Origin of the sequence: Streptomyces sp. NPDC088400 (assembly GCF_044753355.1) — a bacterium.
GTDB lineage: Bacteria > Actinomycetota > Actinomycetes > Streptomycetales > Streptomycetaceae > Streptomyces.
Genome location: NZ_JBIVMZ010000006.1, coordinates 277,862 through 299,337 on the forward strand (window position 1 = coordinate 277,862; position 21,476 = coordinate 299,337).

At 68.2% G+C, this 21,476-nt stretch carries 17 protein-coding genes; 6 read left to right on the forward strand and 11 right to left on the reverse strand.

Features of this window, described 5'->3' with window-relative positions; all coding sequences use genetic code 11:
• Nucleotides 1–81: 81 nt before the first annotated feature.
• From prcA to arc, 5 genes are all read right to left on the reverse strand, one after another.
• Nucleotides 82–846: a proteasome subunit alpha gene (prcA, locus tag ACIQD6_RS17725; RefSeq protein ID WP_401883485.1), complete on the reverse strand. Its 765-nt coding sequence runs from the start codon at nt 844–846 to the stop codon at nt 82–84.
• A 53-nt stretch (nt 847–899) separates the two neighbouring features.
• Nucleotides 900–1,745, reverse strand: coding sequence for a proteasome subunit beta (prcB, locus tag ACIQD6_RS17730; RefSeq protein ID WP_401883488.1), 846 nt, complete (start codon nt 1,743–1,745; stop codon nt 900–902).
• A gap of 145 nt (nt 1,746–1,890) precedes the next feature.
• A complete protein-coding gene (locus tag ACIQD6_RS17735; protein ID WP_384544939.1) occupies nt 1,891–2,109 on the reverse strand; it encodes a ubiquitin-like protein Pup in 219 nt (72 codons plus the stop codon).
• A 134-nt stretch (nt 2,110–2,243) separates the two neighbouring features.
• Entirely contained in the window at nt 2,244–3,755 is a 1,512-nt protein-coding gene (gene dop, locus ACIQD6_RS17740) for a depupylase/deamidase Dop (protein ID WP_401883492.1), read from the reverse strand.
• 253 nt (nt 3,756–4,008) lie between these two features.
• The gene (gene arc, locus ACIQD6_RS17745; protein ID WP_401883495.1) at nt 4,009–5,775 is read right to left on the reverse strand and encodes a proteasome ATPase; all 1,767 of its coding nucleotides are present in this window, start codon (nt 5,773–5,775) and stop codon (nt 4,009–4,011) included.
• Nucleotides 5,776–6,027: 252 nt separating this feature from the next.
• Here arc and ACIQD6_RS17750 point away from each other — a divergent pair, with 252 nt between their 5' ends.
• Nucleotides 6,028–6,348 (forward strand): ferredoxin, encoded by a 321-nt coding sequence (locus ACIQD6_RS17750; protein WP_401883498.1) that lies wholly within the window; start codon nt 6,028–6,030, stop codon nt 6,346–6,348.
• 49 nt (nt 6,349–6,397) lie between these two features.
• Here ACIQD6_RS17750 and ACIQD6_RS17755 read toward each other — a convergent pair whose 3' ends face one another.
• The 3 genes from ACIQD6_RS17755 to ACIQD6_RS17765 form a co-directional block, all read right to left on the reverse strand.
• The gene (locus ACIQD6_RS17755; RefSeq protein ID WP_401883501.1) at nt 6,398–6,982 is read right to left on the reverse strand and encodes a hypothetical protein; all 585 of its coding nucleotides are present in this window, start codon (nt 6,980–6,982) and stop codon (nt 6,398–6,400) included.
• A 210-nt stretch (nt 6,983–7,192) separates the two neighbouring features.
• Entirely contained in the window at nt 7,193–8,098 is a 906-nt protein-coding gene (locus tag ACIQD6_RS17760; RefSeq protein ID WP_401883502.1) for a tRNA (adenine-N1)-methyltransferase, read from the reverse strand.
• A gap of 88 nt (nt 8,099–8,186) precedes the next feature.
• Complete coding sequence (locus tag ACIQD6_RS17765) at nt 8,187–9,428, reverse strand: site-2 protease family protein (protein WP_401883504.1); 1,242 nt, start codon at nt 9,426–9,428, stop codon at nt 8,187–8,189.
• 61 nt (nt 9,429–9,489) lie between these two features.
• Between ACIQD6_RS17765 and ACIQD6_RS17770 the strand changes: the two genes are divergently transcribed.
• Together ACIQD6_RS17770 and ACIQD6_RS17775 are read left to right on the forward strand one after the other, a co-directional pair.
• Entirely contained in the window at nt 9,490–10,431 is a 942-nt protein-coding gene (locus ACIQD6_RS17770) for a RecB family exonuclease (protein ID WP_401883506.1), read from the forward strand.
• A gap of 84 nt (nt 10,432–10,515) precedes the next feature.
• Complete coding sequence (locus ACIQD6_RS17775; RefSeq protein WP_401883508.1) at nt 10,516–11,187, forward strand: response regulator; 672 nt, start codon at nt 10,516–10,518, stop codon at nt 11,185–11,187.
• 106 nt (nt 11,188–11,293) lie between these two features.
• Here the strand turns inward: ACIQD6_RS17775 and ACIQD6_RS17780 are convergent, their stop codons facing one another.
• The 3 genes from ACIQD6_RS17780 to metH form a co-directional block, all read right to left on the reverse strand.
• A complete protein-coding gene (locus ACIQD6_RS17780) occupies nt 11,294–12,907 on the reverse strand; it encodes an ABC transporter substrate-binding protein (RefSeq protein ID WP_401883509.1) in 1,614 nt (537 codons plus the stop codon).
• A 506-nt stretch (nt 12,908–13,413) separates the two neighbouring features.
• Nucleotides 13,414–14,115 carry an HAD family hydrolase gene (locus ACIQD6_RS17785; protein ID WP_401883511.1) on the reverse strand — a complete coding sequence of 234 codons (702 nt, stop codon included), beginning with the start codon at nt 14,113–14,115 and terminating at the stop codon, nt 13,414–13,416.
• A gap of 184 nt (nt 14,116–14,299) precedes the next feature.
• Nucleotides 14,300–17,812 (reverse strand): methionine synthase, encoded by a 3,513-nt coding sequence (gene metH / locus ACIQD6_RS17790; protein ID WP_401883513.1) that lies wholly within the window; start codon nt 17,810–17,812, stop codon nt 14,300–14,302.
• Between the two features lie 237 nt (nt 17,813–18,049).
• Here metH and ACIQD6_RS17795 point away from each other — a divergent pair, with 237 nt between their 5' ends.
• From ACIQD6_RS17795 to glpK, 3 genes are all read left to right on the forward strand, one after another.
• Nucleotides 18,050–18,814, forward strand: a complete 765-nt coding sequence (locus ACIQD6_RS17795) for an IclR family transcriptional regulator (RefSeq protein WP_401883515.1) — start codon at nt 18,050–18,052, stop codon at nt 18,812–18,814.
• Between the two features lie 227 nt (nt 18,815–19,041).
• Nucleotides 19,042–19,833, forward strand: a complete 792-nt coding sequence (locus tag ACIQD6_RS17800; protein WP_401883516.1) for an MIP/aquaporin family protein — start codon at nt 19,042–19,044, stop codon at nt 19,831–19,833.
• A 37-nt stretch (nt 19,834–19,870) separates the two neighbouring features.
• On the forward strand, nt 19,871–21,424 hold the full coding sequence (glpK, locus tag ACIQD6_RS17805; protein WP_401883518.1) for a glycerol kinase GlpK: 1,554 nt from the start codon (nt 19,871–19,873) through the stop codon (nt 21,422–21,424).
• The last annotated feature ends 52 nt before the right edge of the window (nt 21,425–21,476 follow it).

Consider the following 21,476-nt stretch of genomic DNA (forward strand, 5'->3'; position numbering starts at 1 on the left):
GACCAGCTGATCGCAGGGGCTCTTACGCGCTTGTGCCCCGGTCCGCGGGCGCGGGCCGGGGCACAGGCGGGAACACACCGGTCACTCGTCGGTGTCCTCCGCCTCCTCGATGTCCGAGGGAGCGTCCGTCGGGGTGGACGCCGCACCGTCCGCCTCCAGCAGGCGGGAGAGCTGGCGACCGACGATCCGCTTGAACTTGCGCTGCTGCGGTCGCGTACGGTCCAGGACCGCGACCTCCAGCCGCTCCGCGGGGATCTCCCGCTCGCCGCCGTTGGTGTCCCTGGACAGCGCCTGGACGGCCAGCTTCAGTGCCTCGGCGAGCGACATCCCGTCGCGGTGCCGCTGGTCGAGGAAGGTGCTGATCTGCTCCGCGTTGCCGCCGACCGCGACCGAGCCGTGCTCGTCCACGATCGAACCGTCGTGGGGCAGCCGGTAGATCTGGTCGCCGTCCGCGCTCGCGCCGACCTCGGCGACGACCAGCTCCACCTCGTAGGGCTTTTCGGCGGAGCTGGAGAAAATCGTGCCGAGCGTCTGGGCGTAGACATTGGCGAGGCCACGAGCCGTCACATCGTCGCGGTCATAGGTGTAACCGCGCAGATCGGCATAGCGGACGCCGCCGATGCGCAGATTCTCGTATTCGTTGTACTTGCCCGCGGCCGCGAAACCGATGCGGTCGTAGATCTCGCTGAACTTGTGCAGCGCACGGGACGGATTCTCGCCGACGAAGACAATACCGTCGGCATACTGCAGCACAACCAGGCTGCGACCGCGTGCGATGCCCTTGCGGGCGTATTCCGCCCGGTCGGCCATCGCCTGCTGGGGTGAGACATAGAACGGCGTCGACACCGGCTATCCGTCCCTTTCTGTCAGAGGCATTTTTGTTCAGAAGAGGGCGGCCGTCAGAGCAGCGCGGCCCGTGGGCCGTCGGGCTGCTCCAGCCGACGCTCGAGGATCGAGCGAGCGATTTCGGAGGACTCCGCCTCCGTCAGCTTCTTGAGGCCCTCATCCGTGATGACGGTGACGATCGGATAGATCCGGCGGGCCACGTCGGGGCCGCCCGTCGCCGAGTCGTCGTCAGCGGCGTCGTACAGCGCCTGGATGACCAGAGTGGTGGCCTGCTGCTCCGTCAGGTCCTCACGGAAGAGCTTCTTCATCGCGCCACGGGCGAAGATCGAGCCGGATCCGGTGGACGCGTAGCCGTGTTCCTCGGAACGGCCGCCCGTCACGTCGTAGGAGAAGATGCGGCCCTTCTGCCGGTCCACGTCCCAGCCGGCGAACAGCGGGACGACCGCCAGGCCCTGCATGGCCATGGCCAGATTGCTGCGGATCATTGTGGAGAGCCGGTTGGCCTTGCCCTCCAGGGACAGCTGGACTCCTTCGACCTTCTCGAAGTGCTCCAGCTCCAGCTGGAAGAGCCTGACCATCTCCACGGCGAGACCGGCGGTGCCGGCGATGCCCACGGCCGAGTACTCGTCGGCCGGGAAGACCTTCTCGATGTCGCGCTGGGTGATCATGTTGCCCATGGTCGCTCGCCGGTCACCGGCGAGCACCACACCGCCGGGGAAGGACACCGCGACGATCGTCGTGCCGTGCGGTGCTTCGATCGCGCCCCGCAGGGGCTGCAGCGAACGCTTGCCGGGCAGCATGTCCGGCGACTGGTCGGACAAGAAGTCCATGAACGAGGCCGAGCCGGGCGTCAGGAAGGCGGCCGGCAGACGCCCGGTGCTCCGGGGATTGGCTTCCACACGATTCCTTCCGGGAGGGCGGCGGCCCGTCGCTCGCGTCGGGCCGATCTTTCGCACTGTGCACGGACCTTACCCGCGCCGACGCCGGTCATCCGCCCCGGTGCCACCGGCTTTCACCAGCCGGCCCCGGGACGGACAACGGCTGCTACTCGCCGCCTTTTTGGACGAAGGAGCGCACAAAGTCCTCTGCGTTCTCTTCGAGTACGTCGTCGATCTCGTCCAGCACGGAGTCGACGTCGTCCGACAGCTTCTCCTGGCGCTCCTTGAGGTCCTCGGAGCCCTGCGCGTCCTGCGCCTGTTCCTCGGTCTCCTCCGTGGAACGCGTTGCCTTCTGCTGTCCGCCGCCGGTGTCCTTGGTCGCCATATCCCTCACCCCGCTCGGTTCGCCCCGCTCGATGTGACCTTCAAGATCAGACCCTACAAGCCGGGTCCGACATCGGCCCCGTACTTCTCGTAACGTACGGGGACCACCTTCATGATTCCCGGACGGAGACCATTTCAGCCTCCGGACAGCACCCGGACCAGCTCTTCCGCGGTGCGGCACCGGTCGAGCAGCTCCTTGACGTGGTTCCGGGTGCCGCGCAGCGGCTCCAGAGTGGGCACCCGTTGCAGCGAGTCACGGCCCGGCAGGTCGAAGATGACCGAGTCCCAGGACGCGGCCGCCACATCGTCCGCGTACTGCTCCAGACAGCGGCCACGGAAGTACGCCCTGGTGTCCTCCGGAGGCTTGGTTCTGGCCCGTTCGACGTCCTGCTCGTCCAGCAGCCGCCGCATCTTGCCGCGGGCCGCCAGACGGTTGTAGAGGCCCTTGTCGGGGCGCACGTCGGCGTACTGGAGGTCCACGAGATGCAGCCGCGCCGCGTCCCAGTCCAGGCCGTCGCGGCGGCGGTAGCCCTCCAGGACCTCACGCTTGGTGATCCAGTCGAGTTCGCCGGACAGGCTCATCGGATCGTTCTCCAGCCGGTTGAGCGTGTCCTCCCAGCGGCCCAGCACGTCCTTGGTCTGTTCGTCGGCGTCGACGCCGTACCGCTCCTCGACGTACTTTCTGGCCAGCTCGAAGTACTCCATCTGGAGCTGGACAGCGGTGAGTGTCCGGCCGCTGCGGAGCGTGACGAGACGGCCGAGGGAGGGGTCGTGCGAGACCTGGTGCAACGTACGGACCGGCTGGTCCACGGCCAGGTCGACATTGATGAAGCCGTCCTCGATCATGGACAGGACGAGCGAGGTCGTACCGAGCTTGAGGTAGGTGGAGATCTCCGACAGGTTCGCGTCGCCGATGATCACATGCAGCCGGCGGTATTTCTCCGCGTCCGAATGCGGCTCGTCGCGCGTGTTGATGATGGGGCGCTTGAGCGTGGTCTCCAGCCCCACCTCGACCTCGAAATAGTCCGCGCGCTGGCTGATCTGGAAGCCGTGTTCGTGGCCGTCCTGGCCGATGCCGACCCGGCCGGCGCCGGTGACGACCTGCCGGGAGACGAAGAACGGCGTCAGATGGCGCACGATGTCCGAGAACGGGGTCTCCCGCTTCATCAGGTAGTTCTCGTGCGTGCCGTAGGACGCGCCCTTGTTGTCGGTGTTGTTCTTGTACAGATGGATCGGCTGGGCGCCCGGAAGCTGGGACGCCCGCTCGGCGGCCTCGGCCATGATGCGCTCGCCCGCCTTGTCCCAGAGGACGGCGTCACGCGGGTTGGTGATCTCGGGAGAGCTGTACTCGGGGTGGGCGTGGTCGACGTACAGCCGCGCGCCGTTCGTGAGGATGACATTGGCCAGGCCGATGTCCTCGTCGGTGAGCTGGCTGGAGTCGGCTGTCTCGCGGGCGAGGTCGAAGCCGCGGGCGTCCCGCAGCGGATTCTCCTCCTCGAAGTCCCAGCGGGCGCGTCGCGCCCGGTGCATCGCCGCCGCGTAGGCGTTGACGATCTGGGACGAGGTGAGCATGGCATTGGCGTTCGGGTGGCCCGGGACGGAGATGCCGTACTCCGTCTCGATGCCCATTACTCGCCGTACGGTCATGCGGCCCTCCTTGCCCGGCGGCGCTCCCCTCCGGGAGCGGCGCTCAAGTACCGCTGTTGCTCCGGTGCGTGTGCGGTGCCCGGCCCCGCACTGCGCGACGCGGCGGTACGGAAGAGCCTAGAACGCCTCTGCGCTGCTGGGGAGATCATTTCCGTCATTGGCCTGGTGTGGTGGTTGGCCCGTGGGGTGGACGGTGCGGATGAAAACAACCGGCTGCGGATGCCCTTCCGGACACCCGCAGCCGGTCCGCGCTCTACAGGTACTGTCCGGTATTGGCCACCGTGTCGATGGAGCGCCCGGTGTCCGCACCCTGCTTTCCGGTCACCAGGGTGCGGATGAACACGATCCGCTCGCCCTTCTTGCCGGAGATACGGGCCCAGTCGTCGGGGTTGGTGGTGTTCGGCAGGTCCTCGTTCTCCTTGAACTCGTCCACGCACGCCTGGAGGAGATGGGAGACCCTGAGACCCTTCTGGTCGTGGTCGAGGAAGGCCTTGATGGCCATCTTCTTGGCCCGGTCGACAATGTTCTGGATCATCGCGCCGGAATTGAAGTCCTTGAAGTAGAGGACTTCCTTGTCGCCATTGGCGTACGTGACCTCGAGGAAGCGGTTCTCCTCGGACTCCGCGTACATCTGCTCCACGACGGACTGGATCATTCCGTGCGCGGCGGCTTCCTTCGAGCCCTTGTGCTCGGAGATGTCGTCCACATGCAGCGGCAGCGAGGGAGTCAGGTACTTCGCGAAGATGTCCTTCGCGGCCTCCGCGTCCGGACGCTCGATCTTGATCTTCACATCGAGCCGGCCGGGCCGCAGGATCGCGGGGTCGATCATGTCCTCTCGGTTGGAGGCGCCGATGACGATGACGTTCTCCAAGCCTTCCACACCGTCGATCTCGGCGAGCAGCTGAGGAACGATGGTGTTCTCCACGTCCGAGCTGACACCGGATCCGCGAGTGCGGAAGAGGGATTCCATCTCGTCGAAGAACACGATGACGGGAGTACCCTCGCTGGCCTTCTCCCGGGCACGCTGGAAGACCAGGCGGATATGGCGCTCGGTCTCACCGACGTACTTGTTGAGGAGCTCGGGGCCCTTGATGTTGAGGAAGTAACTCTTCCCCGCGGGGCGGCCGGTCACCTCGGCGACCTTCTTGGCAAGGGAGTTGGCCACGGCCTTGGCGATCAGTGTCTTGCCGCAGCCGGGCGGGCCGTAGAGCAGGATGCCCTTCGGCGGCCGCAGTTCGTGCTCCTTGAAGAGGTCCGGGTGGAGGTACGGGAGCTCGACCGCGTCGCGGATCATCTCGATCTGGCCGCCCAGACCGCCGATCTTCTCGTAGTCGACGTCCGGTACCTCTTCGAGGACCAGTTCTTCGACCTCGCTCTTGGGAACCACTTCATAGACATAGCCGGAGCGGGGTTCGAGCAGGAGGGCGTCGCCGGGGCGGATGGTGATGTCCAGCAGCGGCTCGGCGAGCCGCACCACCCGTTCCTCGTCGGTGTGCCCGATCACCAGGGCGCGCTCGCCGTCCTCGAGGATCTCCTTGAGGGTGACGATGTCCCCGGCGCGCTCGAACTCCATGGCCTCGACCACGTTGAGCGCCTCGTTGAGCATGACTTCCTGGCCGCGCCGGAGCTCTTCGAGCTCGACGCCGGGGCTGACATTCACCCGGAGCTTGCGGCCCCCGGTGAAGATGTCGGCCGTACCGTCCTCATTCGCGTGCAGAAAGACCCCGAAGCCCGCCGGCGGCTGCGCGAGCCGGTCGACCTCCTCCTTGAGGGCCACGATCTGGTCGCGGGCCTCACGCAGCGTATTGGCGAGCCGCTCGTTCTGCGCGGACACACCCGCAAGGTTCGTCTGCAACTCGACGATCCGCTCTTCGAGAATTCTCGTGTGCCGCGGAGAGTCGGCGAGCTTACGTCGCAGGACGGCGATTTCCTGCTCGAGATAGGCAACCTGGCCGGCTGGGTCTTCAGACCCCCGCCCGGGCCGGATGCCGCGGTTGATGTCGTCGTCGTGGGCTGCCACGGTCCTCACCTCCTCCAAGGGGAGCTGGACGCTTCCTGACCCTACCTGGGTGGGTGATGATTGAAACCCCTAGATCACAAAGACTGTCGGGGTGTGACCGATCTTCACCCTTGCGCTCTCCCTCACGCCAGGGGAATACCCACCCAGCGACACCGGAAAGCCGCCGGTTGTATCGTCGAAGTGTTCAACACCCGTCAGGGCTGGCGCGATTTACTTCATAACACGCCACTCGACGCAGCAAACGGCAGGAGAATGAGCGTGCAGCAGGAGGCTCCCACCGAAGGCGCCACCGGGACCGGTGAACCCCTCGAGGTCTGGATCGACCAAGATCTCTGTACTGGGGACGGGATCTGTGCTCAGTACGCCCCGGAGGTCTTCGAGCTGGACATCGACGGTCTGGCCTACGTGAAGAGTTCCGGGGACGAACTGCTCCAGTCCCCCGGCGCCACCACGCCCGTACCCCTCACACTGCTGACCGACGTCGTCGATTCGGCCAAGGAGTGCCCGGGCGACTGCATTCACGTACGTCGGGTTTCGGACAGTGTCGAGGTGTACGGACCCGACGCGGAATAGCGGCATAGATGGCCGGATCCAGCCCCCGGACATTACTCGGAGTGACGGATCACATGCCCCGGGCCGTGGGCTGTTCACCGCGTACGAACGCGCCGTTCTTCCACTGCCAGGAGACCCGCTCCTCCTGGTCGGGGCAGCAGCGCGGTACGTCGGGCCCGGAGTAGCCGAGCAGGGTCGCCAGGACCGCTCCGTCACGTATCGCGAAGTCGGGTCCGACGCTCTGCTTGTCCGCCGGATCGACCAGGGTCGCCACGACCCTCGGCCCGGACTCCGCCGCACCGGTCAGCACGTACACACCGCTCGGAGGGGTGCCCGAACCGGCGTCGCAACGGACCACCGCCACCGTCTCGGGGTTGCGGTCTCCGTCGAGGTCCCCGGAGGCCTTCCGCGCCACGACCGTGCCCGCTCCCCCGCACTCCAGCGGGAAGTCCACACCGGACGGATCGGGGGCGGGCAACGGGCGGCCGGGGGCCGCGGCTCTCAGTGTCTTGGCACCCGACTGGGACGCCTTGGCGGCTCCCGGTTCCATCAGCCCCGCCAGGGCGACGACAGCAGCCATCGCGGTGGCCGTCGCGAGCCAGTGCATCGGGTGGGGCCGGGTGTGCGGGAGGTCCGGGGCGTCGGAGAGCTGCACGCGGAGTGTCTCCTGTGAAGGCGTTGCCGGGGAACAATCAACGGTGGGAGGGTGCGAGCATCGTGCCACACGTCACAGTGAGACGGAACAGTGGGGTGCGTACGGAACAGCGGCGGTGCGTGAGGACCGTACGCCCAACGTAAAGACGCCGCCGTCGAGTTCCCCTTCCTGCGCGGGAACTCGACGGCGGCGTTGCTGTGTTGAACGGGGTCAGCCGCGCGAGCCGCCGCTCCCGCTGCCGGGACCGTCGTAGTCGTCGCCGTACGCGCCCTTGGCGGGACGACGGCGGCGCAGCGGCGGTTCGACGCCGTCGGCGAGACGGCGGGCGGTCACCAGGAAGCCGGTGTGGCCGATCATCCGGTGGTCCGGGCGTACGGCCAGGCCCTCGACATGCCAGTTGCGGACCATCGACTCCCAGGCGGCCGGCTCGTTGAACGTGCCGAACTCCCGGATCGTCTCGACGGTGCGGGCGAGCTGAGTGGTCGTCGCGACGTACGCGCAGAGGATGCCGCCGGGAACGAGCGCCTTGGACACGGCCTCGATGCACTCCCAGGGAGCGAGCATGTCCAGGATCACCCGGTCGACGTCCGTGTCCGACAGATTGTCCTGAAGGTCACCGACCGTCAACTCCCAGGCGGGGTGCGGCTCGCCGAAGTAGCGCTCCACGTTCTGCTGGGCGATGTCGGCGAAGTCCTGGCGTCGCTCGTACGAGTGCAGCATGCCCTGGTCCCCGATGACACGCAGCAGAAAAGCGCTGAGCGAGCCGGAGCCCACACCGGCCTCGACGACGCGTGCGCCGGGGAAGATGTCGGCGAAGGCCAGGATCTGGCCGGCGTCCTTCGGGTAGACCACGGCGGCGCCGCGGGGCATGGACAGGACATAGTCGGGGAGCAGGGGGCGCAGCGCGAGGTAGGCGACGTTTCCCGTGGTACGGACAACACTGCCCTCGGGAGCACCGATCAGCTCGTCGTGCGGGAAGGACCCTTTGTGGGTGTGAAAATTCTTCCCGGCTTCGAGCGTGAAGGTGTAGTGGCGTCCCTTGGGGTCGGTGAGCTGGACCTGATCCCCGACCTTGAAGGGGCCGCGACGACGGGCGGCACCGGTCGGTTCGGACATGTGACCAGCCTAGCTGCTTTTCTTACGGGCTCGGTGCGCCGTCGGACGGGGGGCGGTGGGGTGCGCGGCGCCTCGGGTACGGACGCCCCTACTGCGGCCGGGCCATCGCCGCGACGAAGGCTCGCTCCACGTCCGCCGTGGACAGGACCCCGTAGATCTCGCCCGTCTCCTCCAGCACCAGGTACTCCGTCGCGGGACTCGCCCGCAGCCGCTCCAGGAGCGCCTCTCCCGCCAGTTCGGCCGGCACCTTCATGCCCTCCGTGAGGTCCTGCGCCAGTCCGCTCACCGCGACCCAGGGGCGGCGGTGCTGCGGGACGCCGACGATCGCGGATTCACGGACCAGGGCCGTCGGGTCCCCGTGGCCGTCGACGACGACCAGGGCGCGGGCGCCCGCCTCGTTGGCTCGGCGGAGGGCCTCGGAGAGCGGGGTACTGGACTCGACCGGCACCGCGCGGCGGGTGAGCGCGCGGGCCTGGAGCTCGGGAAGGTGTTCGCGGAGCCTGGCCATCCGCAGGCTGTTGCCGGCGCCGGTCCAGATGATCGCGGCGAGGATCGCGGCGAGCAGCGCGTCGGTGACGGTCTCCATACCGCTGACGTGCTCGGTGGACGCGCCGAGCGCACCCGTCTGGGTGAGAAGCGGGAGGCCGATGAGGACGGCGACGGCCAGCACGCGGCCGACCCAGGCGGCGGCGACGGTGCCGCTCATGGGCTTTCCGGTGATCTTCCAGACGACCGCGCGCAGCATCCGGCCGCCGTCCAGCGGCAGGCCGGGCAGCAGGTTGAAGACCGCGACGATCAGGTTGGAGATCATCAGGCCGGCGAGCAGGACGCCGGGCACCGTACCGGCGTCGACGGCCAGCAGGCCGAGGTAGAAGACGCCGGCGAGGACCAGCGAGAGCAGCGGCCCGACGAAGGCCAGGATGAACTCACGGCCCGGTGTCTCGGACTCCTTCTCGATCTCGGAGACGCCGCCGAAGAACTGGAGCTGGATGCGGCGCACGGGCAGTTTGAAGCGCAGCGCGGCGACGGTGTGGGCCAATTCGTGCACGAGTACGGAGGCGTAGAAGGCGACCGCGAAGAACAGGGACACCAGATACCGGAGGCCGCCCAGGTCGGGCAGGACACGGTCGAGCTGGCCGCCGAAGATCCAGGTGATGAGCGCGGCCACCAGGAACCAGCTGGGCGCGACGTAGACGGGCACACCGAAGGGGCGGCCCATGAGAATGCCGCCACCGGGGTCTTCGCGGCGCGGCGGCTTCCCGCCGGGGCCCGTGTCCCCCTTACCGGGCTGCGGCGTCTTGCTCTCGCCGCGCTCGTCTTCCTCTTTCACGGGTTCCCTTCGTCGGCAGCGTCGCTCGCTCGATCATGCAGTGCGAGAGGCTCTGTAGTCGATGGTATTCGGCTCGCTGTCAGTGTCGGGTCGTAGGGTCTGCGTCATGAGTACGAGCCTGCCGCCTTCTTCGCTGTCTCCGTCACGTGCGAGCGACTTCATGCAGTGCCCGCTGCTGTACCGGTTCCGGGTGATCGACAAGCTGCCGGAGAAGCCGAGCGAGGCCGCGACCCGGGGCACGCTGGTGCATGCCGTGCTGGAGCGGCTCTTCGACGCGCCCGCCGTCGAGCGCACGGCGCCGCGGGCCAGGGCCCTGGTGCCCGGTCAGTGGGACCGGCTGCTGGAGTCCCGGCCCGAGCTGGGTGAGCTGTTCGCGCAGGACACGGAGGGCGAGCGGCTGACGCGCTGGCTGGCGGAGGCGGAGCGGCTGGTCGAGCGGTGGTTCTCGCTGGAGGATCCGACGCGTCTGGAGCCCGCGGAGCGGGAGCTGTTCGTCGAGACGGAGCTGGACTCGGGGCTGCGGCTGCGCGGGGTGATCGACCGCGTCGACGTGGCGCCCACGGGCGAGGTGCGGATCGTCGACTACAAGACGGGCAAGGCCCCGCGCCCGGAGTACGCGGAGGGGGCGCGGTTCCAGATGACGTTCTACGCCCTGGTGATCCGGCGGCTGAAGCGGGTGCTGCCGCGCCGGCTCCAGCTGGTGTACCTGGGCAGCGGCGAGGTGGTGACGTACGACCCGGTGGAGGCGGATCTGGAGCGGGTGGAGCGGAAGCTGCTGGCGTTGTGGGACGCGATCAAGCTGGCCACCGAGACGGGTGACTGGCGGCCGCGGCCCACCAAGCTGTGCGGCTGGTGCGACCACCAGGCGTTCTGCCCGGAGTTCGGCGGCACGCCTCCGGTGTATCCGCTGAGTGTCACGCCGGCGGGCGTCACGCCGGTGGACGGCGGTGGGCCGGTGCAGGGGGCGGAGCGGGAGCGCGCGAGCGTGCCGGAGAGCTCGTAGGCCCTGTCCTGGGCTTCCACGCCCGGCGGAGTCGCGGTGGAGCGGTCAGGGCAGAATGAGGCCGGTCTATTGAAGGAGTTCCCCGTGACTGTCCGCGTCCTACTCGTCGACGACCAGCCGCTGTTGCGCACCGGCTTCCGGATGATCCTGGAGGCGGAGCAGGACATCGCGGTCGTCGGTGAGGCCGGGGACGGCCTCCAGGCCATCGACCAGGTCCGCGCGTTGCAGCCCGATGTGGTGCTGATGGACATCCGTATGCCCCGGATGGACGGGGTCGAGGCGACCCGCCAGATCACCGGCCCCGGCCGGGACGGTCCGGCGAAGGTGCTGGTCCTGACGACCTTCGACCTCGACGAGTACGTGGTGGAGGCGTTGCGCGCGGGAGCCAGCGGTTTTCTGCTCAAGGACGCGCCCGCCAATGAGCTGGTGCAGGCCATCCGTGTCGTCGCGGCGGGCGAGGCGATGCTCGCGCCGAGCATCACGCGCCGGCTGCTCGACAAATACGCGGATCATCTGCCCTCCGGCGAAGAGCCGATGCCCGACACGCTCCACACCCTGACCGAGCGCGAGGTCGAGGTGCTCAAGCTGGTCGCCCGCGGGCTGTCCAACGCGGAGATCGCCGCGGACCTGTTCGTCAGTGAGACCACGGTCAAGACGCATGTCGGTCATGTGCTGACCAAGCTGGGGCTGCGCGACCGGGTTCAGGCCGCCGTATACGCGTACGAGAGCGGCCTGGTGCGCCCCGGCGCCCAGTGAGCGACAGCGGGGGCGGTGCCGTGCAGCACGCGATGGCACTGCCGTGAAAAGCCTGGGGGCGCCGCTCGGGCGGCGCCCCCAGGCTTTTGGCTTCCGGCGACCGCGGTCAGGAAGCGGGAGCGGAGGATCCGCGGCGCAGCTCCCACAGCGAGAGCTCGGCGGACGAGTTGACCGCCCACTCCACACCCGCGATGTCGTCGTGCGAGGCGACGTACGTCTTGCCCTGCCAGAGCGGCAGCACCGGCACATCGTCGGCGACGATGTCCTGGATCCTGCCGAAGGTCTTCGTCGCGGCGCTGCGGTCGGCCTCGCGGCGGGACTGCGGGATCAGCTGCCCGCGCAGTGTGTTGTTGGTGTACGGCGAATTGAGGGTGTTGTCCGTGTCGAGGAACGGCACGATGTAGTTCTCCGGGTCCGGGAAGTCCGGGAACCATCCCATGCCGTAGACCTCGTAGTCGCCGTCGATCTGGTTGGGCCGGAAGGTCTTCCACTCCTCGCCCTTGATGGAGACGTCGAAGAGCCCGCTGCCGTTGAGCTGGTCCCGGAGGGTCTCGAACTCCTTCTGGGTGCCCGCCCCGTAGTGGTCGCTGGTGTAGTTCAGCGTCAGCTTCACCGGGGTGTCGATGCCCGCGTCGCTCAGCGTGGACTCGGCCTTGGCCAGGTCGTGGTCCCCGTACTTGTTGAAGAACGAGTTGGTGTGCGTGGCGACGTTCGACGGGATGATGGAGTACAGCGGCTCGGCCATGCCGTCGTACACCTTGCTGATCAGGTCACCGCGGTCGATGGTGTAGGCGACGGCCTGACGGACCGCCTTCTCCTTGGCGGTCGGGGCATCCGTGTCGAAGCCGAGGAAGCGGATCTCCAGGCCGGGCAGCTCGGTGAGCTGGATGCCGTCCTTGGGGCTCCTGAGCATCGACTGGACCTGCTGGGGCGACATGGCCCGGGTCATCACGTCGACGTCGTCGGAGTCGAGCGCCTTGCCCATGGCGTCGGAGTCCTTGAAGGACCGCAGCTCGACCTCTTCGTTCTGGATCTTCCGGTCACCCAGGTAGTTCGAGTTCCTGGTGAAGGTGGCCTTGACGATCGTGTCGTCCTGCACTTCCGCCTTGAAGGTGTACGGCCCGGAGCCGTCGATCTCGAAGCCGTCGCGGACCTTGTTCTTGGGGTACAGCTTCGAGCTCACGATGCCGGCCACCGGGGTGGACAGCTTGTAGGGGAACGTGGCGTCGGACGACTTGAGATGGAAGATGATCTCGGAGTCGCCGTTGGTCTCCAGCGCGTCGACGTTCCCCATCAACGCGTAGACGCCGCTGGCGGCCTTGATGTCCTGGGTCCGCTGGATGGAGTACTTCACGTCCTCGGCGGTGATCGGGTCGCCGTTGGCGAACTTCAGCCCCTCGCGCAGGGTGCAGCGGTAGCTCTGGTTCTCACGGTCCGTGAACCCGCACTTGGAGGCCGCTTCGGGCACCGGCGCGCCACCGCCGCGCGGGATCTGCATCAGCGTCTGGATCGTCTGACGGAGGATGTTCCAGGTGCCGATGTCGTACGCGGCGGCCGGGTCCAGGGGTGCGGGTGCGTCCTTCGTGGCCGCGTACTGGTCCGTGGTGCCCACAACAATGGCGTCACCGCCGTCGGAGCCACCGTCCGAGTCGCCGCAGCCGGCGAGCACGGGCGCAAGCAGGCCGATGACGGCCGACAGCACCAAAGTCTTGCGGTTCATCCTGGACGTACTCCCTCATCCGGCACTGACATACAGCGGTGCACATGGGAGACTCCGCCGCGTTTGCCCGTTCGGGGCAGTGCGATCGGGCCGGGAAACAGGGCGATCGGTCCTGTGCTCATGGCGACTTGGGTGGCCGCCGGGACACGTCGTTGATGCGGCGAAGTGCTCGCGAAGAGATTAGTCGGAGGCGTCAGGAATGCCGGAACGGGCCTGATGTGATTCGACATCACACAGTGATCGGCAATAGCCGCGTGTGGATATCCGGGCGCCGGAAGGTTTCGCACACGTCCACATCAATCGGGACACAAGGTCACAGGTGGACCCGCCGTCGGGCGGGACGGATCAGCCCCGCCCGCGCCTGTCGATGAGAGAACAGGTGATAAAGGTCACTCTCGAAACCCTTTGCGGGGATCATGAATGTGACCCGGGAGAGTAACGGAAAACGTCCGTGCCAATGCCGAGCGTTTCCGTTGCGCATTCAAGCACAACGCTCGGTACACGAATCAGCGGCCGCGCGTCATCATCTCGCGCAGAAATACGAGATCGACCTCCTCCAGCGACCCGACGACCATCCGCCCGTCGGCGGGTGCGATCGGGGCCACCGACGGGACGGCGACCACCCGGCAGCCCGCGGCCTCTGCCGAGGCGACGCCGGTGGCCGTGTCCTCGATGACGGCGCACCGCGACGGATCGGCGCCCAGGCGGCGGGCGGCGAGGAGGTACGGGTCGGGGTGCGGCTTCGTACGGGGTACCTCGTCGCCCGCGACGGTGAGCGCGAAGTACTGGGGCCCGAGCGAGGCCAGGACCCGGTCGATGATGCGCCGGTGCGAGGCGGAGACCAGAGCCGTGGGCACGCCCTGCGCGGCCAGTTCGGCGAGGAGGCGCTCCGCGCCCGGCATCATCGGCACCCCGCGTCCGATGCGGTCCTCGAAGCTGTCGTTGAGCAGCACGGTCACCTCGGCGAGGGTGACGGCGGCGCCGGTGGCCTCGATGAGGAAGCCCGCGCTGCGGGTCATGGGCCCGCCGACCACCACATCGCGCCAGGCCTCGTCGAGGACGTGTCCGAGGGCCTTGAAGACCTCGACCTCCGCGTCCCACCAGAATCCCTCGGTGTCGACGAGGGTGCCGTCCATGTCGAGCAGGACGGCCTGAAGCGTGGAGCCATCGGCCGTTCGGGTCATAGACGCGGGGACCGTACTGGTCATCGGCACACCTCCGTGAGGGACGAGAAGGCCGGTCACCTCTCCCTCCGGGTTTCCCCGCCGGGACAGGCGACCGGCCTGCGCTGGGCCGATAAGTGTACGACTCGTCCGCGCGCCGCGCGCACTGGTTCCCGTCCGCTCGCCGCCGCCCCGGTCCGCCGAGCGGACCGGGGCGGGCGTGAGGCGGTCAGCGTGCGTTGAAGTACTTCGCCTCCGGGTGGTGGATGACGATGGCGTCCGTGGACTGCTCGGGGTGGAGCTGGAACTCCTCGGAGAGCTCGACGCCGATCCGCTCGGGCTCCAGCAGCTCGGCGATCTTCGCGCGGTCCTCCAGGTCGGGGCAGGCACCGTAGCCGAGCGAGAAGCGGGCGCCCCGGTACTTCAGGGCGAACATGTCCTCGACCTCGGCCGGGTCCTCGCCCGCGAAGCCCAGCTCGGAGCGGACCCGGGCGTGCCAGTACTCGGCGAGCGCCTCGGCGAGCTGGACGGAGAGCCCGTGCAGTTCGAGGTAGTCGCGGTAGGCGTTGGCCTCGAACAGCTCCGCGGTGGTCTCACCGATCTTCGAGCCGACGGTGACGACCTGGAGGCCGACGACATCCGTCTCGCCGGACTCCTCCGGGCGGAAGAAGTCCGCCAGGCAGAGCCGGCGGCCGCGGCGCTGGCGCGGGAAGGTGAAGCGGGTTCGCTCGGAGCCGTCGTCGTTGAGCAGGATGAGGTCGTCGCCCTTGGACACGCAGGGGAAGTAGCCGTAGACGACGGCCGCTTCCAGCATGTTCTGCGTGTGCATCTGGTCCAGCCAGCCGCGCAGATGGGGCCGGCCCTCGGACTCCACCAGCTCCTCGTAGCTGGGGCCGCCGCCCTTGCGGGCCTCCTTGAGGCCCCACTGGCCCTTGAAGAGCGCGCCCTCGTCCAGCCAGGACGCGTACTCCTTGAGCTGGATGCCCTTGACGACGCGGGTGCCCCAGAACGGCGGGGTCGGTACGGGGTTGTCGACCGCGACGTCGGAGCGGGCCGCGCCCTCCTCGGGCCGCTCCTCGACCGCGGTGTTCGCCGTCGCGCGGACCCGGCGCTGCTTGAGCTCGGGGAGCGTGGCGCCGGGGACACCGCGCTTGACGGCGATCAGGGCGTCCATCAGGCGCAGGCCCTCGAACGCGTCGCGGGCGTAGCGGACTTCACCCTCGTAGATCTCGTGCAGGTCCTGCTCGACGTACGCCCGGGTCAGCGCCGCGCCACCGAGGATCACCGGGTAGTCGGCCGCCATCCGGCGCTGGTTGAGCTCTTCCAGGTTCTCCTTCATGATCACGGTCGACTTCACCAGCAGACCGGACATGCCGATGACATCCGCCCGGTGCTCCTCGGCGGCGTCCAGGATCGCGGCGACGGGCTGCTTGATGCCCAGGTTGACCACGTTGTAGCCGTTGTTGGAGAGGATGATGTCCACGAGGTTCTTGCCGATGTCGTGGACGTCGCCGCGGACGGTGGCGAGCACGATCGTGCCCTTGCCGTCGTCGTCGGTCTTCTCCATGTGCGGTTCGAGGTGGGCCACCGCGGTCTTCATGACCTCGGCGGACTGGAGCACGAACGGCAGCTGCATCTGGCCGGACCCGAACAGCTCGCCGACGACCTTCATGCCTTCCAGCAGGGTGTCGTTGACGATGGCGAGTGCGGGGCGGGTCTGGAGGGCCTCGTCCAGGTCGGCCTCCAGGCCGTTCTTCTCGCCGTCGATGATGCGGCGCTGGAGGCGCTCGTCCAGCGGCAGGGCGAGGAGTTCCTCGGCCCGGCCGTCCTTCATCGACTTGGTGTTGACGCCCTCGAAGAGCTCCATGAGCTTCTGGAGCGGGTCGTACCCCTCGGCACGCCGGTCGTAGACCAGGTCGAGGGCGACCTTGACCTGCTCCTCCTCCAGGCGCGCGATCGGCAGGATCTTGGAGGCGTGCACGATCGCGGAGTCCAGGCCGGCCTTGACGCACTCGTCCAGGAAGACGGAGTTGAGGACGATCCGGGCGGCCGGGTTGAGGCCGAAGGAGATGTTGGACAGACCGAGCGTGGTCTGGACGTCCGGGTGGCGGCGCTTGAGTTCGCGGATCGCCTCGATCGTGGCGATGCCGTCGCCCCGGGACTCCTCCTGGCCGGTGCAGATGGTGAAGGTGAGGCAGTCGATGAGGATGTCCGACTCGTGCACGCCCCAGTTGCCGGTCAGGTCCTCGATGAGGCGCTCGGCGATGGAGACCTTGTGCTCGACCGTACGGGCCTGACCCTCCTCGTCGATGGTCAGCGCGATCAGCGCGGCGCCGTGCTCGACCGCCAGCTCGGTGACCTTGGCGAAGCGCGACTCGGGGCCGTCGCCGTCCTCGTAGTTGACCGAGTTGATGACCGCGCGGCCGCCCAGCTTCTCCAGTCCGGCCTGGATGACCGGGAGTTCGGTGGAGTCGAGCACGATCGGCAGGGTGGAGGCGGTGGCGAACCGGCCCGCCAGCTCGGCCATGTCCGCGACGCCGTCCCGGCCGACGTAGTCGACGCAGAGGTCCAGCAGATGCGCGCCCTCGCGGATCTGGTCGCGGGCCATCTCCACACAGTCGTCCCAGCGGCCGTCCAGCATGGCCTCGCGGAACTTCTTCGATCCGTTGGCGTTCGTCCGCTCGCCGATGGCGAGGTACGAGGCGTCCTGACGGAAGGGGACCGTCTGGTAGAGGGAGGCCGCACCCGGCTCGGGGTGCGGCTCGCGGGCCGTGGTCTCCTGGCCGCGGACGCGCTCGACGACCTGGCGCAGATGCTCCGGGGTCGTACCGCAGCAGCCGCCGACCAGCGAGAGGCCGTACTCCCGTACGAAGGTCTCCTGGGCGTCGGCCAGCTCTTCGGCCGACAGCGGGTAGTGCGCGCCGTCCTTGCCGAGCACCGGGAGACCGGCGTTGGGCATGCAGGACAGCGGGACACGGGAGTGCCGGGCGAGATAGCGCAGGTGCTCGCTCATCTCGGCGGGTCCGGTGGCGCAGTTGAGACCGATCATGTCGATGCCCAGCGGTTCCAGCGCGGTCAGGGCCGCGCCGATCTCCGAACCGAGCAGCATCGTGCCGGTGGTCTCGACGGTCACGGAGCAGATGATCGGCAGATTGGTGCCGGTGGCCTCCAGGGCCCGGCGGGCGCCGAGGATGGCGGACTTGGTCTGGAGCAGGTCCTGGGTGGTCTCCACCAGGAGGGCGTCCGCGCCGCCGGCGATCATGCCTTCGGCATTCTGCTGGTAGGCGTCGCGCAGCGCGGTGTACGGGGCGTGGCCCAGGGTCGGCAGCTTGGTGCCGGGGCCCATCGAGCCCAGCACCCAGCGCTGCTGCCCGGTGGAGACGGTGAATTCGTCGGCGACTTCACGGGCGATCCGGACGCCGGCCTCGGAGAGTTCGAAGACCCGCTCCGGGATGTCGTACTCGCCGAGCGCCGCGAGGTTCGCGCCGAAGGTGTTGGTCTCCACGCAGTCGACGCCGACGGCGAAGTACTCCTCGTGCACGGTCCGGACGATGTCCGGACGTGTCACGTTGAGGATCTCGTTACAGCCTTCCAGATCCTGGAAGTCCTCAAGCGTCGGGTCCTGCGCCTGGATCATCGTGCCCATCGCGCCGTCGGCCACCACCACACGGGTGGCGAGGGCCTCGCGGAAGGCATCGATACGGGTCCGGCTGTCGGTCGAGGGGGTTGGCGACGAGGCCATAAAAGTACTCCCGGGGCTGCGACGGCTGTCGGCTTTGCGCCTGCGGATGGACGGCGCACCCGGCCAGCGTAGCGTCGCGCGCCTCGTAACGGTGCGGCGTCCCAGCGGGCGGACGGCATCCTGTTCCGCGGGAACACCCAGGGCACACGGTCTTGACAGACTCTCTCCACAGTGAGACAAGGTCGGCATCGACCGATAGTGTTCAGCATTGTCGAACGTAGTGGAGGACCGGGTCCGATGGCGAAGAACATCCAGTCCCTTGAGCGGGCGGCGGCGATGCTCCGGCTCCTCGCGGGAGGCGAGCGCAGACTCGGCCTGTCGGAGATCTCCTCCTCGCTCGGACTGGCCAAGGGCACGGCCCACGGCATCCTGCGCACCCTCCAGGCGGAGGGCTTCGTCGAGCAGGACACCCCGTCCGGCCGCTACCAGTTGGGGGCGGAGCTGCTGCGGCTCGGGAACAGCTATCTGGACGTGCACGAGCTGCGGGCGCGCGCGCTGGTCTGGACGGACGACCTGGCCCGCTCCAGCGGCGAGAGCGTCCATCTCGGGGTCGTGCACCAGCAGGGCGTACTGATCGTCCACCACGTCTTCCGCCCGGACGACAGCCGGCAGGTGCTGGAGGTGGGCGCCATGCAGCCGCTGCACTCCACCGCCCTGGGCAAGGTACTCACCGCATACGACCCGGTGGCGCACCACGAGGTGGTCGAGAGCGAGCGCGCGGCCCTCACCCCGCGGACCGTGACCGATCTGGCGGAGTTCGAGAAGGTGCTCGACCTGACCAGGGCGCGCGGCTGGGCCGCGGACGTCGAGGAGACCTGGGAGGGCGTGGCCGCGGTGGCCGCCCCCATCCACGACCGGCGGCGGATGCCGGTCGGGGCGATCGCCATCACTGGTGCGGTGGAACGCATCTGCCCGGATGGGGAGGTCCGCTCGGAGCTGGTCGCGGCGGTACGGGAGTGCGCGCGCGCCGTTTCCAGGGACATCGGCGCCGGGCGCTTCTGAACCGGATGGCGGATCATCGGAATACGGCGAGGTTTCGGGCACCGAACCCTTGACGAGTGTCGGGCCGCAGGACAAAACTGCCGTTCAGCGGTCGGCATTGTCGAACACTTACCGACAATACGAGTTAGTGTGTGACAACGCCAAGGGCCGATCACGCTCTCACCACGAGAGCGCGGACCACTGGTGCGAACCGGCGGTTTGCCATCCCCTGGACGAAGGAGTCTCGGGTGTCCAACTTCGACATCTTCATAGGCGAGGTCACCGGTACCGCCTTGCTGATCCTGCTCGGTGGCGGCGTGTGCGCCGGCGTCACACTCAAGCGCTCCAAGGCGCAGAACGCCGGCTGGGTGGCCATCAGCTTCGGCTGGGGCTTCGCCGTCATGGTCGGTGCGTATCTCTCGGCCGGGCTCTCCGGCGCCCACCTCAACCCCGCGGTCACCATCGGTCTCGCCATCGAGGGCGGAACGAAGTGGAGCGACGTACCGCTCTACATCGGCTCCCAGATGCTGGGCGCGATCATCGGCGCCTTCCTCGTCTGGGTGACCTACATGGGCCAGTTCACGGCTCATCTGACCGACCCGGAGATCCTCGCGGCGCAGCCGCGGGTCGAGGGGCTCGTCGACCAGAAGTCGGCGCCCGCGGCGGGGCCCGTGCTCGGGGTGTTCTCCACGGGACCCGAGGTACGGAACGTAACGCAGAACGTGCTCACGGAGATCATCGCCACATTCGTCCTGGTCATCGCGATCCTCACGCAGGGCCTGAACGACTCAGGCAACGGTCTGGGCACGCTCGGTGTCCTGATCACCGCGTTCGTCGTGGTGGGTATCGGCCTCTCGCTCGGCGGCCCCACCGGCTACGCGATCAACCCGGTGCGTGACCTCGGGCCACGGATCGTGCACGCGCTGCTGCCGCTGCCCAACAAGGGGGGTTCCGACTGGGGCTACGCCTGGATACCGGTGGTCGCGCCGCTGATAGGCGGCGCGCTGGCCGGCGGTTACTACAACTGGGTCCTGGCGTAAGCGCCCTCCCTCCACGCATCGAACAGGAGCAGACACCGTGAGCGACACCACATCCACCGGCACCTCCTCCCACGGCTCGGGACCGTTCATCGCGGCGATCGACCAGGGCACCACCTCAAGCCGCTGCATCGTCTTCGACCGCGACGGCCGGATCGTCTCCGTCGACCAGAAGGAACACGAGCAGATCTTCCCCAAGCCGGGCTGGGTGGAACACGACGCCACCGAGATCTGGACGAACGTCCAGGAGGTCGTGGCCCGCGCCATCGAGAAGGCCGGCATCACCTCCGCCGACGTCAAGGCGATCGGCATCACCAACCAGCGCGAGACCACCCTGCTCTGGGACAAGAACACCGGTGAACCGGTCCACAACGCCATCGTCTGGCAGGACACCCGTACCGACGCGCTCTGTCGCGAACTCGGCCGCAATGTCGGCCAGGACCGCTTCCGCCGCGAGACCGGCCTGCCGCTGGCGAGCTACTTCGCCGGCCCCAAGGCCCGCTGGCTGCTGGACAACGTCAAGGGCCTGCGCGAACGCGCCGAGCGCGGCGACATCCTCTTCGGCACCATGGATTCCTGGGTCATCTGGAATCTGACCGGCGGTACCGACGGCGGTGTGCACGTCACGGACGTCACCAACGCCTCCCGCACGATGCTGATGAGCCTGCACACCCTTCAGTGGGACGCTAAGATCCTCGCCTCGATGGAGGTACCGGCCGCGATGCTGCCGGAGATCCGCTCCTCCGCCGAGGTGTACGGGACCGCCAAGGGCGGTGTCCTGGACGGGATTCCGGTCGCCTCGGCGCTGGGCGACCAGCAGGCCGCGCTGTTCGGCCAGACCTGTTTCGCCGAGGGCGAGGCCAAGTCGACGTACGGCACCGGCACGTTCATGCTGATGAACACCGCCGGCAAGCCCGTCAACTCCTACAACGGCCTGCTGACCACCGTCGGCTACCGCATCGGCGACCAGCCGGCGGTGTACGCCCTGGAGGGCTCCATCGCCGTCACCGGTTCGCTGGTGCAGTGGATGCGCGACCAGATGGGCCTGATCAAGTCCGCGGCCGAGATCGAGACCCTGGCGTCCTCGGTCGAGGACAACGGCGGCGCGTACTTCGTACCCGCGTTCTCCGGGCTCTTCGCGCCGCACTGGCGCCCCGACGCCCGTGGGGTGATCGCCGGCCTGACCGGCTATGTCACCAAGGCGCACATCGCGCGCGCCGTCCTGGAGGCCACGGCCTGGCAGACGCGCGAGATCAGTGACGCCATGACCAAGGACTCCGGTGTCGAGCTGACCTCGCTCAAGGTCGACGGCGGAATGACCTCCAACAATCTGCTGATGCAGACGCTCTCGGACGTCCTCGACGCACCGGTGGTGCGCCCGATGGTCGCCGAGACCACCTGCCTCGGAGCCGCCTACGCCGCTGGTCTGGCCGTGGGCTTCTGGCCGGACACCGACGCACTGCGCGCCAACTGGCGCAGGGCCGCCGAGTGGACGCCCCGGATGGACGCGGACACCCGCGCCCGTGAGTACAAGAACTGGCTGAAGGCCGTCGAGCGGACCATGGGCTGGCTCGACGTCGACGACGACAGCTGAACCAACCAACAGCCGGCCGGCGGATCAGCCGGAGAGAGCTGAAGAGGAGTAC